The organism is Mycobacterium sp. IDUB_37 (assembly GCF_055419245.1).
Genome location: NZ_JBVAXG010000012.1, coordinates 29,912 through 45,959, shown reverse-complemented (window position 1 = coordinate 45,959; position 16,048 = coordinate 29,912). Strand labels below are relative to the sequence as shown.

The window sequence follows — 16,048 nt, the reverse complement described above, 5'->3', positions numbered from 1 at the left end:
GATGCGACGGTAGGGGAATGTCTGTATGGCCGAGCAGACGACTCTTTCGGCTCGGCGTACCACGACGAAGCGGGCTCGCGCCCGATCCAGGCCCAGGGTGCTCCGACCGGCGACAGGTCCGGCTATACCCGCACAACCGCCCGTGAGAAAGAGGGGAGGCGGCAGATGGACGATCAGAACGATGCCACCCGGCGCCTACCTCCCGGGCGGCGGTTGCTGACCAATTCTCGACTGGCCGGAGCGGTGTTGCGTGCCGGTTTCCAGTCGCTACCTGGTACGACGGTCGCGCACCTGCTGCGTCGGGTGCCACCGGTCGATCCGCCGCCGAGCGCGTCGCCACCGGCGGAGCAGCGTCCCAAACCCACCGAACAGAAGCGTCCGGTGGTCGTCGCGCGCCAAAAAGGTGCCTCGCGCGCCGAGTTGTCCCGCGGCGCACCGTTCGCCGGCTACACGATCTTGCGTCAGTTGGGTGTCGGCGGAATGGCCGAGGTGTACCTGGCCTTGCACCCGCGGTTACCGCGCCGCGACGTGATTAAAGTTCTCGCTGAAGCGATTACGGCGGACAGCGAATTCCGCGAGAGGTTCAACCGCGAAGCCGATCTGGCTGCCACGCTCTGGCATCCGCACATCGTTGGAGTGCACGACCGCGGCGAATACAACGGTCAACTCTGGATTTCGATGGACTATGTCGAGGGCACCGACGGGTCCAGGTTGGTCAAAGAGAGCTACCCCGACGGAATGCCGGTTGAGCAGGTGAGCGCGATCCTCACCGCCGTCGCCGGAGCGCTCGACTACGCCCATGATCGCGGTCTGCTGCACCGCGACGTCAAACCCGCCAATATCCTGCTCACGCATTCAGAGGAGGACGAGCGGCGGATACTGCTGGCGGACTTCGGGGTTGCCCGCCACCTGGGTGACATCAGCGGTATCACGCAGACCAATGTCGCCGTCGGAACGGTCGCGTACGCCGCGCCGGAACAGTTGACGGGTTCGAACATCGACGGGCGGGCCGACCAGTACGCCTTGGCCGCCACCGCCTTTCATCTGCTGACCGGTGCGCCGCTCTTCCAGCACCCCAATTCGATCGCGGTGATCAGCCAGCACCTGAACGATGATCCGCCGCGACTCAGCGACCACCGTCCGGAATTGGCCCACCTCGACGAAGCGTTCGTCAGAGCCCTCGCGAAGGACCCCAAAGACAGGTTTGCGCGGTGCCGCGATTTCTCCGCCGAGTTCAGCGCACAGGTGAACGCGGTTCGCGAGTTCGAGGAGCAGGGATTTTCGGCGACCGAACCCGACCGGCGCGGTGTGATCAGGGAGCAACTCCGCAAGTTATCCACCCGCACCCGGGTCGCGGCCGCGCTGGTCTGCGCCGTGCTGATCGCAGTGGCAGCCACCTGGTCGATCCTGTATTCATTCCAGCCCGACAACACCCCCCAGCCCAACCCGGCACTGGCGGCCAGGCCTGGTGCTTCCGATCCAGGTCCGAATCCGGCACCGGTCGCCGCTACCGGCGCCCGCGTTTTGGACGGCACCTACCGGCTGGATTACAACCGCTCCAAGAAAACCAGCAACGGCCTCGGAATCCGGCATGACGGCCCAACCACCGACTGGTGGGCGTTTCACTCGGTCTGCAGTACCAGCGGATGTGCGGCCACCGGTATCCAACTGGACGACACCAACCACCTGATCGCCGGCACCGCTGCCGACGCCCAGACCGATGCGCTGCGTTTTGTGGCCGGTTACTGGCAGGGCACGCCGCAGCAGGAGCAGGTGGCCTGTCGCCAACAGAATGGAGTGACCGCCAGCCAACAGGAAACGGTTTCCTGGTCGTTGGCACCCCAGGCCGACGGGACGCTGCGTGGTGTGGAAACCGAAACAGTCCTGACCAACGACTGCGGCGCCCAGGGCGCGGTGCTGCGGGTGCCCGTGGTGGCCACCCGGGTCGGCGACCCCCCGCAGGGGCTGACGTGGGCGGATCCCGCACAGTCGTTCGCTGCACCGGCGACGCCCGCCGCCAGGCCATCGCCGCCCGTGCTCGGTGGCGCCTGCACCGATGTGGACAAGCTCGGGTATGACCAGACCAGCAACGAGCAGGTCGTATGCGAGGGCGGGTCCTGGAGCAAGGCGCCGATCACCACCGGCGTCCATGCCGCGGGTAGCTCCTGCGACCGTCCCGACATCCCGGTATTCGCCATGTCCGCAACGAACGACGGGTACCTGATCGAGTGCAACCCAGTGACCCGGGTCTGGAACCGGCACAGCTGATGCGTGCGGCAGGGTTGCCGAGAGGCAGGTAAAGCCCCCCGATCAGATGTCCGGGCGGCTTTTGTTCGATCGTTCAGCATCGGCTGGGATGATTTTGTCCGCCGGTCGGCGCGGCGGCTGTCATCCGGAGCGCAATTGCCCGCCGATGCCCTCGTCGTCGACGTCGCGCCAGAAGTCGGCGTCGTATTCCGTGTCCGGCACCAGGATCCTTTCACGGCTGTCCGGCTGTGGTGCCGCACACTCGAATTCCAGTTCAGCGGAGTCGATGTCGAGCCGGTCGATATCGTTAAGCAGTCGCTCGCCGTCATTGACAATGCGGCGCATCGGCACGAGGTCGTGGTACCGAGCCTGCAGTGACACTACGCGCTGGCGCAGAAAACTGATGAGGCCGCGCAGCTCATCGAGTTCGGGTACACCGGACAACGGAACCTCCTCATGGTTACGGGTGCCGCTGCACCACGGACCTCAAGTCTGACTGTCGGCGCTATGTCACACGAGGGCCAGAAGTCCCAATCAGCCGGTACTGCTGTGCTGGGCTTCGTTCATCCCAGCGGCCCCCTCGGTACTGTGCGTTCGCTTGGCCGTCCGCTGCGTTCGGCGGCCGGCGCCACTCTCGTGACGGCGCCAGAAGACCCAGGGGAGCGGGGACCTTGGCCTCTAGGCGCGTCAGCGTCCCGGCGCGAGTGTGGAAGCACTAGACCTGTCAACAGAAAGCAGTATTGGCGATGAGCGCTCATTTTCCGGATATCGAGACGATTCGCACAGTCTTGTCGATGGCCACGAGGGCGCCATCGGTGCACAACTCTCAGCCGTGGCGATGGCAAGTCGGCGCGAGCCGCTTGCATCTGTACGCCGACCTCGACCGGCGCCTGCCAAGTACCGATCCCGACGGTCGCGACCTGATGCTTAGCTGCGGTGCGGCGCTTCATCACTGCGTGGTGGCATTGGCTGCCATGGGTTGGCAAGCCAAGGTCCACCGGTTCCCCGATCCTGCTGCACCACAACACCTTGCCGCCTTGAAAGTTCGCCGCCACCCCGCCACCCCGCCACCGAGCTCGACGTGACGCTGGCCGCGGCGATTCCGCGACGACGCACCGATAGGAGGCACTACAGCCCCTGGTATGTGCCGAGCGGCGACATCACGGTGATCGGTGCACGCGCGACAGCGGCCGGGATGATGCTGCGCGAGGTCAATTCACTGCCGAAGCTGAAGCAGATTGTCTCGCGAGCGGTCTCGCAACACTCGACCGACAGCAATTATCTCGACGAGCTGAGCATCTGGAGCGGAAAGCAGGCGTCGGTGGCCGGCGTGCCGGCTCGCAACATACCGCACTCGGACCCGGCGTCGCCGTTGCCGGGTCGCGTGTTCCCCGGGCCCGCACTGGCCCAACCCGCCGATACCGAACCGGCACACGACAACGCGGTCGTCTTGGCACTGGGCACCAAAGACGACACTCCGCTAGCCAGATTGCGCGCCGGCGAGGCCACCAGTCTCGTGTTGCTGACCGCCACGGCACAGGGATTGGCGAGTTGCCCGGTGACCGAGCCATTGGAGATTACCGACACCCGAGACGACGTACAGACCTACGTGTTCGGCGGCACCGGGTTCCCACAGATGTTGGTCCGCATAGGGTGGTCGCCGGCCAATGCCGACCCGCTGCCTCCAACTCCTCGCCTCCCGCTGGGCGAGGTCGTCGAGTGGCTCGACGGCTCGGTCTCGGCCCCCTCGCTGTAGCCTTGCGCCAGCGCCGTGGCGCTCGTTGTCGTTGCTGACCGCTACGGCACGACACCCTTGGTGACGTCGACGATCATTAGCTGCTGGCGGCCGGGCGTCCTTCGCCCTGACGGGCTTGATGCTCATATTCGTGTCAAGCCGCTGTGAGCCGGTTTCGATAGGTATCTGCGAAGGCATCGATCCGCTGTTGCCCGCGTTCGATGCGGGAGATCACGGTGGGCCAGACGCCGAAGTGGTTGGCAGCGACGGTGACGGTGATGTTTTCCGCCTGGCGTGCAGGACGTAGGTCGGCGTAGTCGGGGATGCCGATAGGCCGTGTAAGCAGTTTGAAGATCTCGCGTGCTACAGCGCGTATGAGCATTCGCAGAATGTCCATGTTGGCCACCAGCATGGTTTTGATCTGGTTGATCGCGGCGGTACGCGATTTCATCCCGGAGCGCGCTCGATCCCCACCCGCAGCAGGGTCAGTCAGACCCAGAGTCACAACCTGTGCGGAACGCATTCCATCATCAATGTCGGACCCGCCGACTACCCTGGCGACCATGGCTTTCGCCACCGAACATCCAGTAGTCGCCCACTCGGAATACCGCGCCGTCGACGAACTCGTGCGCGCCGGCGCGCAATTCGAGGTGGTCAGTCCGCACCAACCTGCCGGAGATCAGCCGGCCGCGATCGAAGAACTGCAGCGCCGTATCCAGGCGGGGGAGCACGACATAGTGCTGCTCGGCGCCACCGGCACCGGCAAGTCGGCGACCACCGCCTGGCTGATCGAACGGCTGCAACGGCCCACCCTGGTGATGGCGCCGAACAAGACGCTGGCCGCCCAGCTGGCTAACGAGCTGCGAGAGATGTTGCCGCACAACGCGGTCGAGTACTTCGTCTCGTACTACGACTACTACCAACCCGAGGCCTACATCGCGCAGACCGACACCTACATCGAGAAAGACAGCTCGATCAACGACGACGTGGAGCGGCTGCGGCACTCCGCGACGTCGTCACTGCTGTCCCGGCGCGATGTGGTGGTAGTGGCCTCGGTGTCCTGCATCTACGGCCTGGGCACACCTCAGTCCTACCTGGACCGCTCGGTGGAGCTGGAAGTGGGCAATGAGGTGCCCAGGGACGGTTTGCTGCGACTGCTGGTCGACGTGCAGTACACCCGAAACGACCTGTCCTTCACCCGCGGGTCGTTCCGGGTGCGCGGTGACACCGTCGAGATCATCCCATCCTATGAAGAGCTGGCGATCCGTATCGAGTTCTTCGGCGACGAGATCGAGGCGTTGTATTACCTGCATCCGCTGACCGGTGACGTCGTCCGCCAGGTCGACTCGCTGCGCATCTTCCCGGCCACGCACTACGTCGCCGGTCCGGAACGGATGGCGGTGGCGCTTTCCACGATCGAGCAGGAGCTAGAGGAGCGCTTGGCCGAGTTGGAGGGCCAGGGCAAGCTGCTCGAGGCGCAGCGGTTGCGGATGCGCACCAACTACGACATCGAGATGATGCGGCAGGTCGGCTTCTGTTCGGGGATCGAGAATTACTCCCGTCATATCGACGGCCGGGGGCCCGGAACGCCGCCGGCGACCTTGCTGGACTACTTTCCGGAAGATTTCCTGCTGGTCATCGATGAGTCGCATGTCACCGTGCCGCAGATCGGCGGCATGTACGAGGGCGACATGTCGCGTAAGCGCAACCTCGTCGAGTTCGGCTTCCGGTTGCCGTCGGCGACCGACAATCGTCCGCTGACCTGGGAGGAGTTCGCCGATCGGATCGGGCAGACGGTCTACCTGTCCGCAACGCCGGGGCCGTACGAGCTCAGTCAGACCGGTGGTGAGTTCGTCGAGCAGGTGATCCGTCCCACTGGGCTGGTCGATCCGAAGGTGGTGGTCAAGCCGACCAAGGGACAGATCGACGACCTGATCGGCGAGATCCGCAAGCGCACCGAAGTCGACGAGCGGGTACTCGTGACAACGCTGACCAAGAAGATGGCCGAGGACCTCACCGACTATCTGCTGGAGATGGGCATCCGGGTGCGTTATCTGCACTCCGAGGTGGACACGCTGCGCCGGGTGGAGTTGTTGCGTCAGCTTCGGCTCGGCGACTACGACGTACTGGTCGGAATCAACCTGCTGCGCGAGGGTCTCGACCTGCCCGAGGTGTCGCTGGTATCGATCCTCGACGCCGACAAGGAAGGGTTTTTGCGGTCGACCCGCAGCCTGATCCAGACCATCGGCCGTGCCGCCCGGAATGTGTCCGGCGAAGTACACATGTACGCAGACAAGATCACCGCCTCGATGTCCGAAGCCATCGACGAGACCGAGCGGCGACGCGCCAAGCAGGTGGCGTACAACGAGGCCCACGGCATCGACCCGCAACCGCTGCGCAAGAAGATCGCCGACATCCTCGACCAGGTCTACCGAGAGGCTGACGACACCGAAGCCAGCGAGGCCGTCCGTGTCGGTGGCTCGGGGCGTAACTCTTCGCGCGGTCGGCGTGCCCAGGGCGAGCCCGGCCGGTCCGTCAGCGCGGGCGTGATCGAGGGTCGCGACACCTCTGCCATGCCGCGCGCCGAACTGGCGGACCTGATCAAGGACCTCACCGCGCAGATGATGGCTGCCGCTCGCGACCTGCAGTTCGAGCTGGCGGCCCGGTTCCGCGACGAGATCGCCGACCTCAAGAAGGAACTGCGCGGGATGGACGCCGCCGGCCTCAAGTGACGGAGACGACGAGCGAGATCGGTAGTTGGCGGGAGCTGCTGGGCCGGCATTTGGGTACGTCAACGGTGCTGGCCGGTGGTGTGGCGATGTACGCGACCAACGAGTTCCTGACGGTAAGCCTGTTGCCGAGTGCGATCGCAGAAATCGGTGGCAGCCGCCTTTATGCCTGGGTGGTCACCCTGTATCTGGTCGGATCGGTAGTCGCGGCGACCACGGTCAACTCGGCATTGCGGCGCTTCGGAGCGCGCACGTCCTTCCTGCTGGGTCTGGCGGTTTTCGGGGTGGCCAGTCTGGTGTGCGCCGTGGCGCCGACCATGGAGGTGCTGATCGCCGGACGCACGTTGCAAGGAGTGGCGGGCGGGACGTTGGCCGGTCTGGGGTACGCGCTGATCAACTCCGAACTGCCGCGTTCGCTGTGGACGCGCGGGTCGGCGCTGGTGTCGGCTATGTGGGGCCTCGCCACGGTGGTCGGTCCCGCGATGGGTGGGATATTCGCCCAGTTCGGTCTCTGGCGGTGGGCGTTCGGTGCGATGGCGATCCTGACGGCGTTGATGGCCGTCCTGGTACCGGTGGTGCTGGCGGCGGGTCGGGCTTTGCCGGCCGACCAGGCGGGTCCCGCCACGGAGACGCCGATGATCCGGGTGCCGGTGTGGTCGCTGCTGATGATCGGGGCTGCTGCGCTGGCTGTGAGTGTGGCGCAGCTGCCGCGTCACGCTTGGGCGATCGCCGGGCTGCTGGCCGTCGGTCTGCTGTTGGTCGGCGCATTCGTGGTGGTGGACCGCCGTAGCAGTTCAGCGGTGTTGCCGCCCAGTGTGTTCGGATCGGGGCCGTTGAAATGGATTTACCTCACCATGGCGGTGCTGATGATGGCGGTGATGGTGGACACCTATGTGCCGCTGTTCGGGCAACGACTGGGACACCTGACGCCGGTTGCGGCCGGCTTCCTGGGCGCATCGTTGGCTTTGGGCTGGACCGTGAGCGAGATCGTCAGCGCATCACTGAACAACCCTCGGGTCATCGGTTATGCGGTGATGCTCGCGCCTGTGCTGATGGCGGCTGGTTTGGCCGTTGCCGCCGTGAGTCAGCGGCCGAATGCCTCGATGGCTCTGGTTGCGCTATGGGCAGTGGCGTTGCTGGTAGCCGGAATCGGTATCGGGATGGCCTGGCCGCACCTGTCGGCGCGCGCGATGGACTCTGTCGACGATCCGGCGGAGAGCGGCGCGGCAGCTGCGGCGATCAACACGGTGCAGCTGATCTCGGCGGCGTTCGGCGCCGGTCTGGCCGGCGTGGTGGTCAACACCGCCACCGGCGGCGAAGTGGCCGAGGCCCGCTGGCTGTACGCGGTATTCACCGTGCTCGCGGCGGTCGGGCTGGTCGCTTCGTATCAGGCGACCCACCGCGATCGCCGCGTACCGCGGTGACGGGCGGCGGGGTCACTCGGAGTCGTCGTCGGCCTCCAAGACCGCGACGACCCCGTCGACTGCGGCGAACGTCTCGACTGCGCTCATGACCTTTGCGCCGGACAGAGTCAGCGTCACGGTTATCTGATCGCCGTCGACGTCGGGGGAGGTCGCGTCGAGTTCGAAGAGTTGCCAGTGCTTGCGCCCGCTGACGCGTAGGACCTCCCGAAGCACACCTCTGCCGCCTTCGTAGACGATGTGCAGCCGGAGGGTGCCGCGCAACCTTGCGGTGAGCTGGCGTTCGACCTTGGGAAACATGAGCACGCTCACGAAATGCAGGATCACCACGACGACAGCCAGCAAGATCAGACCGGCGCCGGACGCCATACCGATAGCGGCCGCTTCCCAAACCGTCGCCGCCGTCGCGAGCCCGTGCACCGCGCCGCGCCGCGTGATGATGATTCCCGCTCCCAAAAAGCCGATGCCCGAGACGATTTGGGCGGCGATCCGCGACGGGTCCAACTCCACGGTTCCGGGGGAGACGACGTCGCCGAAACCGTACTTGCTGATCAGCAGGATTAAGGCCGATGACGTGCCGACCAGGGTCTGGGTCCGCAGTCCGGCGCTCTTGCCCTGAATGGTCCGCTCAAGCCCGATGAGGGTCGTCAGCCCGAACGCAGTCAACAGTTCGATGATTTGTCGGCTGCCCTGTCCGGGGCCACCGATCAGCGAATGGGCCAGCCCGATTTGCATGCCCGACACGCTAATGCCTCAGGGTTAAGAGCCTCGCGAGGGTCGCAAGCGCGGCGAAGCCGGGCGCCGCGGGCCCGAGCCATACGCTAACTACCGTGTCGACTTGATCACCTGCGAGTAGTGGAACTGCCACCGCTCGACAACGTGGAAACCTATGTAGCTGGGGAATAGGTAAACCGGCGCCCGCCCGAATGCCTTACCGGGCGACAACGACTGTCCCGCTTGATGATCGGGCATTGACGAGTCGTAGGCGGTGATCGTCCACAGCGCGGCGCACTTGTTGATTTTGGCCGTCGTCAGCCACACGGCGACGTGCCCGTCCCACAACGCACCGACCTTAGGGCCGTAGAAACCGCGCTCCACATCGATCAGCGATCGGAAGGCCGCCGGCCGGGTTGCCAACAGCGCGCGGATCGGCCCCGGCCGCCACGGCACCGTGTTGTCCACCAACAGACAGTCTCCGGGGGCGGCGTGGGCGCTGATGACGTCGGCGACCTGGCTGTAGTCCCAGCCCTCCTTCGCGTAGGGCCCACGTTGATGGAAGAAGTAGTTGGGGAAGGCGGCCGCGGCGAACAGCACGACGACGCCGATGATCAGCCACCGCTTGCGGGCGATCGTCAGAATGCAGACCGCGAGGAGGATCGCCGCTGGCGGCGTGGTGTAAATCAGGTAGCGCGGAAAGTAGATGGCCTCGATGGTCGCCGAATACGTCAGGACGACGGCGGTCGGAATGACAACCCATGCCGCGCTGGCAAGGACCAGTTGTCGGGTGCCCGCCGGCCCGACGCGCTTGACCAACTGGGCGACGATCGCGGCCAGAATGATGACGCCCGACAGGATGGCGAACGGGACGCTGTAATCGAAGTACTGACGGTGCACCACATCCAAAAACAGATTGCGCGTCAGCCCGGATATCCACCCGACCTGAAATATCTGGCCATGTGCGAACAGGGCAAACGGTGTCATCGCGCCGATTGCGGCCACGGAGCTGACGGTCAACCAGATGGCGGGCGACTTGCGGGATTTCCGCGGAACCAGCAGCGGCAGCAGTGCGGCGTACACCACGATCAACATGCCCAAATTGATGCTGACCAGGATCGATAGCATGAACGCCAGCGCGTACAGAACCCACAGCCGGGGCCTGTTGCTGCGTAGTGCGGTGACGACCAACACCGTCAACCAGACCGCGGCGGTGACCGACAGCGCAGACGAGCGGGCTTCGATCCCGGCCCAGGTCACGCGGGGCAGGATGGCAAAAATGACACCCGCGCACAGCGCCAGGGTTCGCCCCGTGGCAACCGAAGCCGGCGGCGCCAATTGTTTGGTGAAAACAACCACACCTGCGGCGGCGGCACCGACCGCCAGGCAGCTGGGCACTCGGGACCAGAACTCCGTCGGCGGAAAGATCGCGAACCAGCCGTGCATCAGCAGGTAGTAGAAGCCATGGACGGCGTCGATGTGACCCAGCAACTTCCACAGCTCGGGCAGCGTACGACTGGCCGACGCCGAGATCGTTGCGCCCTCGTCGAACCACAGCGACGGCCGGCTTGCCCAGGCGCCGCTGATGACCGCGGCCAGCAGGGCAATCGCCCACGGGTCCAGCAATCGGCCACGCGGGCTCGCCGGCGGCACCGGCTCGCCCACGTCAGCTACGGAATTCTCGGCGATCGACACAGACATGATTGTGTTCAACCTTAAGTGGAGCTGCGCCGGAGGGCTCAGTGCAGTGGTGTGAAGAGTGACCCGCGCTGCAGTGCCGCCCCGGCGTGAGGGCTGCCACGCGCAAATCTCTCCCACCTACGTCCAGCAACAAGATACTGTCTTGGTTTGGCTGACACACCGATACCTGGGAGGGTAAATGAGCGCCTATCAAACCGTGGTCGTAGGGACCGACGGCTCGGATTCGTCGCTGCGCGCGGTAGAAAGGGCAGCCAGGATTGCCGGGCCCGACGCCAAACTGATCATCGCCTCGGCGTACCTGCCCCAGCACGAGGACGCTCGGGCCGTCGACGTTCTGAAGAATGAAAGCTACAAAGTGACGGGCACCGGCCCGATTTACGAGATCCTGCACGACGCCACCGAGCGGGCCACCGCCTCCGGCGCGAAGAACATCGACGAGCGGGCGATCGAAGGCGCACCGGTGGATGCGCTGGTGCATCTCGCCGAGTCGGAGAACGCTGACCTGCTGGTGGTCGGCAATGTCGGTCTGAGCACGATCGCGGGACGGCTGCTGGGCTCGGTGCCGGCCAACGTCTCGCGGCGGGCCAAGGTCGACGTGCTGATCGTGCACACGACGTAGTTCGTCTGGGTAGTTACGCCGGCGTCTCGCCGGCTCGCGCAGGCCCGGATCTGAGCCGGATCCGGGCCGCTGCGTGTTTTACCAGCCGCGTTCGCGCCACTCGGCGATATGTGGGCGCTCGGCGCCCAGCACCGTGTCGTCGCCGTGGCCGGGATAGATGACCGTGGAATCGTCGTATACGTCGAAAACCCGGGTGGAGACGTCGTCGAGCAATTGCTCGAAGTCACCCGGCTGCCACGTCTTGCCCACACCACCCGGGAAAAGGCAGTCGCCGGTGAACAGGTGGGTGACATCCCCCGTTCCCGAGCCTGTCGAGGACCCGTTGAGGGCCAGCGCGATCGACCCAGGCGTGTGCCCGCGCAGGTGGATCACGTCGAACTTCAGCTCGCCGATCTGCAGGACGTCGCCATTGGCAAGCAGACGATCCGCTTTGACGGGCAGTGGTTCGGCATCGATCTCGTGGGCGGCCGTCGGCGCACCGGTGGCTTGGACGACAGCCTCCAGCGCCTGCCAGTGATCGAAGTGCTGGTGGCTGGTGAGAATCAGTGTCAACTTGGGCGCGTAGCGTCGGATCAGGTCGACGAGCACTTCGGCGTCGTTGGCCGCATCGATCAGCAGGGTTTCTCCGGTCGCTGAACAGGTAATCAGGTAGGCGTTGTTGTCCATCGGGCCCACCGAGGCCTTCAGGATCGTTGCGCCGGGCAGGGTGCGCCGAGCAGCAGTGCCTGGGTCCACATGTCCGGTGTAGGTGTCGCTGGGCTGGACCGGGGCACTCATACCGGCCACGCTACTTGGTTAGAAGCCGCAGAGGTTTGCTTGGCGGAGTCTTGCCGGAAGTTCTTGTCGGTGCGGCCACCTAGCATGGAATGCGCCCTGCGCTGTGACTGGTTGTCATGGCTGGGCAGTGCGAGATTCGCACCAGATTTTTGAAAGGGGCAGCGTGGCCGACCGCCTCATCGTCAAGGGAGCACGCGAGCACAACCTGCGCAGCGTCGACCTCGATTTACCGCGTGACGCCCTCATTGTCTTCACCGGGCTGTCCGGCTCGGGCAAATCGTCGCTGGCCTTCGACACGATTTTCGCCGAGGGCCAGCGCCGCTACGTGGAATCGCTGTCGGCCTATGCGCGGCAGTTCCTGGGGCAGATGGACAAGCCGGATGTCGATTTCATCGAGGGGCTGTCGCCGGCGGTATCCATCGACCAGAAGTCGACCAACCGCAACCCGCGTTCGACGGTGGGCACCATCACCGAGGTATACGACTATCTGCGGTTGCTGTACGCCCGGGCCGGCACACCGCACTGCCCGATATGTGGTGAGCGAATCGCCCGTCAGACACCCCAGCAAATCGTCGACCAGGTGCTCGCGATGGAGGAGGGCATTCGATTCCTGGTGCTCGCCCCGGTGGTGCGTACCCGCAAAGGCGAGTTCGCCGACCTCTTCGACAAACTCAACGCGCAGGGCTACAGCCGGGTGCGGGTCGACGGCGTGGTACACCCGCTGACCGAGCCGCCCAAGCTGAAGAAGCAGGAAAAGCACGACATCGAGGTGGTGGTGGATCGCCTGTCGGTGAAGGCGGCCGCCAAGCAGCGGCTCACCGATTCGGTCGAGACCGCGTTGGGTCTGGCCGACGGGATCGTCGTGCTGGAGTTCCCCGACGACCGTGACGAGCAAGATCACCCACGCGAGCAGCGGTTCTCCGAGAAGCTGGCCTGTCCCAACGGGCACGCCCTGGCGGTGGACGACCTGGAACCGCGGTCCTTCTCGTTCAACTCGCCGTACGGCGCCTGCCCCGACTGCGTCGGTCTGGGGATCCGCAAGGAGGTGGACCCTGACCTGGTGGTGCCCGACCCGGAGCTCACGCTGGCCGATGGCGCGATTGCGCCCTGGTCGACCGGGCACACCGCGGAGTACTTCACCCGGATGATGGCCGGGCTCGGTGAGGCCCTCGGTTTCGACGTCGATACGCCATGGCGCAAGCTGCCGGCCAAGGCCCGCAAGGCGATCCTGGAGGGCTCCGACGAACAGGTGCATGTCCGCTATCGCAACCGGTACGGGCGCACGCGTTCGTACTACGCCGATTTCGAGGGTGTGCTGGCGTTCCTGCAGCGCAAGATGGCGCAGACCGAGTCCGAGCAGATGAAGGAGCGTTACGAGGGCTTCATGCGCGACATCCCGTGCCCGGTGTGTGAGGGCACTCGGCTCAAGCCGGAGATTCTGGCGGTGACGCTGGCCGGGGGATCCGAGGGGGAGCGCGGCGCCAAGTCCATTGCCGAGGTCTGCGAGTTGTCGATCGCCGACTGCGCCGATTTCCTCAACGCGCTCACCTTGGGTAAGCGCGAGCAGGCGATCGCAGGACAGGTCCTCAAAGAAATCCAGTCCCGGCTGGGATTTCTGCTCGATGTCGGGCTGGAATACCTGTCGCTGTCGCGGGCGGCGGGCACCCTGTCCGGCGGCGAGGCGCAACGGATCCGGCTGGCCACCCAGATCGGGTCCGGCCTGGTGGGCGTGCTGTACGTACTCGACGAGCCGTCCATCGGCCTGCACCAGCGCGATAACCGGCGGTTGATCGAAACCCTCACCCGTTTGAAGAATCTGGGCAACACGCTGATCGTCGTCGAACACGACGAGGACACCATCGAACACGCCGACTGGATCGTCGACATCGGCCCGCGGGCCGGCGAGCACGGCGGCCGCATCGTGCACAGCGGGACGTACCGCGACCTGTTGGCCAACAAGGAGTCCATCACCGGCGCGTACCTGTCCGGGCGGGAAAGTATCGAGATGCCCGCGCTGCGGCGGACCGCCGACCCGAAGCGCCGGCTCACGGTTGTCGGTGCCCGCGAGCACAACCTGCGCGGGATCGACGTGGCGTTCCCGCTCGGCGTGCTTACGTCGGTGACCGGCGTGTCCGGTTCAGGTAAGTCGACCCTGGTCAACGACATTCTGGCGTCGGTGCTGGCGAACAAGCTCAATGGCGCCCGCCAGGTCCCGGGCCGGCACACCCGGGTCACCGGCCTCGAACACTTGGACAAATTGGTGCGGGTAGACCAGTCGCCGATCGGCCGCACCCCCCGATCCAACCCGGCCACCTACACCGGGGTGTTCGACAAGATCCGCACCCTGTTCGCCGCCACCACCGAGGCCAAGGTTCGGGGTTACCAGCCCGGACGGTTCTCGTTCAACGTCAAGGGCGGCCGCTGCGAGGCGTGCACCGGCGACGGCACCATCAAGATCGAGATGAACTTCCTGCCCGACGTATATGTGCCCTGCGAGGTATGCCACGGGGCGCGCTACAACCGGGAAACCCTCGAGGTGCACTACAAGGGCAAGACCATCTCCGAGGTGCTGGACATGTCGATTGAGGAGGCGGCGGACTTCTTTGAGCCGATCTCCGGAATACACCGCTACCTGCGCACTTTGGTGGAGGTCGGGCTGGGGTATGTACGGCTCGGCCAGCCCGCGCCAACGCTGTCCGGTGGCGAGGCACAGCGGGTGAAGCTGGCGTCGGAGCTGCAGAAGCGGTCCACCGGGCGGACCATCTACGTGCTCGACGAGCCGACTACCGGCCTGCACTTCGATGACATCCGCAAGCTACTGAAAGTCATCAATGGCCTGGTGGACAAGGGCAATACGGTGATCGTGATCGAGCACAACCTGGACGTGATCAAGACGTCGGACTGGATCGTCGACATGGGCCCCGAGGGCGGCGCCGGTGGCGGAACCGTTGTCGCACAGGGGACTCCGGAGGACATCGCCGCGGTGCCGGAAAGCTACACCGGCAAGTTCCTCGCCGAAGTGTTGGCGCCATCGACGCCGTCGACGACAAACCCCCGACGGACGACCAAGAGACGCCGGGTCAGCGCCTGAGGGTCGAGTCGGGTTCTGGGGCATCCGCGGCAGCTTCCGGGTGCGCGAGCCCGTGCGGACGGGCGGCGGCCTCCGGATGAGCGGCCGCTTCAGTGTGCGCGCCCTCCTCGCGGCCGAGCGCGATGGTGGCCGCAAACATGGCGACGACCGCTGCGGGGAGCGCCGCGATTCCGGCGGCGTTGTGCACCGTCAGATGCTCGCCCAGCACGACCATTCCGAGCAGCACCGCGACGACCGGCTCACCGACCAACATGATCGGTACGGATGCCTGTAGCGCTCCGGCCTGGAAGGCCCACTGCTGCAATACCGTTGCCGCTACCGCCAGCGTGACCAGCAGGTACGGCGCTGGGACGGTGAGCAGCGCGTGCCAACCCCCGACCCCGTATCGGTGGGTACAGGACTTCGTCAGCACCGCGATCATGCCGAGGAGGATTGCGGTGGCCACCCCGAGCGACGAAGCGCGGACTCTGCCGGTGCTGCGCCGGGCAACGATCACGCACAACGTCACCACCGGCACCGCGACGGCGAGAGCCAGCGTCCACGAGGGCACCGCGGGCCGATAATGGCCTTCCCGTGGTCGCCCTACCAGCACGAAAACCGTCAAAGAGGCGGTCAGCATCAGCGCCCAGGCCCACTCGGAGCCGGTCACCCGCGTGTGAGACCGCCATGCGCTGAGCGGGAGCACGAACAGCAGCGACGACACCAGCAACGGTTGCACCAGCAACAGCGACCCGTGTGCCAAGGCGACAGCCTGAAATGCATACCCGGATAGAGCCGCGGCCGTCCCGGCCCACCACAACCCGTCGCGAAGCACGGCCTGGACCGTTCCACCTGCAGTTTCGTGAACGGTAGGTCGCTGCAGGGCAGCCTGCCGCACCACGATGCCTATCGCTGCGACCAGCGACGCCAGCATCGCCGATCCAATCGCTATTGCATGCGACATCAGCCAGTCCATGCCCTCGTCATACCCCCTGTCGTGCTGCCTGACTCAGGCATCACTTGTTGGACACCATC

The 16,048-nt window shown here is 65.5% G+C and carries 11 protein-coding genes and 1 pseudogene; 6 read left to right on the top strand and 6 right to left on the bottom strand.

Annotation, left to right across the window (positions count from 1 at the left end; genetic code table 11):
* The first annotated feature begins 165 nt into the window (after positions 1–165).
* Positions 166–2,268 (top strand): serine/threonine-protein kinase, encoded by a 2,103-nt coding sequence (locus tag ACZY1I_RS28435; RefSeq protein WP_463760479.1) that lies wholly within the window; start codon positions 166–168, stop codon positions 2,266–2,268.
* Between the two features lie 120 nt (positions 2,269–2,388).
* On the opposite strand, the gene ACZY1I_RS28430 is transcribed toward ACZY1I_RS28435, so the two are convergent.
* Complete coding sequence (locus ACZY1I_RS28430) at positions 2,389–2,691, bottom strand: hypothetical protein (RefSeq protein ID WP_463760477.1); 303 nt, start codon at positions 2,689–2,691, stop codon at positions 2,389–2,391.
* A 302-nt stretch (positions 2,692–2,993) separates the two neighbouring features.
* On the opposite strand from ACZY1I_RS28430, the pseudogene ACZY1I_RS28425 reads away from it, so the two are divergent.
* A pseudogene (locus ACZY1I_RS28425) lies at positions 2,994–4,003 on the top strand (Acg family FMN-binding oxidoreductase).
* 133 nt (positions 4,004–4,136) lie between these two features.
* Here the strand turns inward: ACZY1I_RS28425 and ACZY1I_RS28420 are convergent.
* Complete coding sequence (locus ACZY1I_RS28420) at positions 4,137–4,433, bottom strand: XRE family transcriptional regulator (RefSeq protein WP_463760475.1); 297 nt, start codon at positions 4,431–4,433, stop codon at positions 4,137–4,139.
* Positions 4,434–4,545: 112 nt separating this feature from the next.
* Here ACZY1I_RS28420 and uvrB point away from each other — a divergent pair, with 112 nt between their 5' ends.
* Positions 4,546–6,714, top strand: coding sequence for an excinuclease ABC subunit UvrB (gene uvrB, locus ACZY1I_RS28415; RefSeq protein ID WP_463760472.1), 2,169 nt, complete (start codon positions 4,546–4,548; stop codon positions 6,712–6,714).
* Positions 6,711–8,135 (top strand): MFS transporter, encoded by a 1,425-nt coding sequence (locus tag ACZY1I_RS28410; RefSeq protein WP_463760470.1) that lies wholly within the window; start codon positions 6,711–6,713, stop codon positions 8,133–8,135. Before uvrB ends, ACZY1I_RS28410 begins: the two co-directional genes overlap by 4 nt.
* A 12-nt stretch (positions 8,136–8,147) precedes the next feature.
* Here ACZY1I_RS28410 and ACZY1I_RS28405 read toward each other — a convergent pair whose 3' ends face one another.
* Positions 8,148–8,867, bottom strand: coding sequence for an MgtC/SapB family protein (locus tag ACZY1I_RS28405; protein WP_463760468.1), 720 nt, complete (start codon positions 8,865–8,867; stop codon positions 8,148–8,150).
* Positions 8,868–8,957: 90 nt separating this feature from the next.
* A complete protein-coding gene (locus ACZY1I_RS28400) occupies positions 8,958–10,547 on the bottom strand; it encodes a mannosyltransferase (protein WP_463760466.1) in 1,590 nt (529 codons plus the stop codon).
* Between the two features lie 178 nt (positions 10,548–10,725).
* On the opposite strand from ACZY1I_RS28400, the gene ACZY1I_RS28395 reads away from it, so the two are divergent.
* Positions 10,726–11,166, top strand: a complete 441-nt coding sequence (locus tag ACZY1I_RS28395) for a universal stress protein (protein ID WP_463760464.1) — start codon at positions 10,726–10,728, stop codon at positions 11,164–11,166.
* A gap of 78 nt (positions 11,167–11,244) precedes the next feature.
* On the opposite strand, the gene ACZY1I_RS28390 is transcribed toward ACZY1I_RS28395, so the two are convergent.
* The gene (locus ACZY1I_RS28390; protein ID WP_463760462.1) at positions 11,245–11,943 is read right to left on the bottom strand and encodes an MBL fold metallo-hydrolase; all 699 of its coding nucleotides are present in this window, start codon (positions 11,941–11,943) and stop codon (positions 11,245–11,247) included.
* Positions 11,944–12,106: 163 nt separating this feature from the next.
* Here ACZY1I_RS28390 and uvrA point away from each other — a divergent pair, with 163 nt between their 5' ends.
* On the top strand, positions 12,107–15,034 hold the full coding sequence (uvrA, locus tag ACZY1I_RS28385; RefSeq protein ID WP_463760460.1) for an excinuclease ABC subunit UvrA: 2,928 nt from the start codon (positions 12,107–12,109) through the stop codon (positions 15,032–15,034).
* Here the strand turns inward: uvrA and ACZY1I_RS28380 are convergent.
* Positions 15,024–15,977 (bottom strand): DMT family transporter, encoded by a 954-nt coding sequence (locus tag ACZY1I_RS28380; RefSeq protein ID WP_463760458.1) that lies wholly within the window; start codon positions 15,975–15,977, stop codon positions 15,024–15,026. The genes uvrA and ACZY1I_RS28380 overlap by 11 nt on opposite strands.
* Positions 15,978–16,048 lie beyond the last annotated feature (71 nt).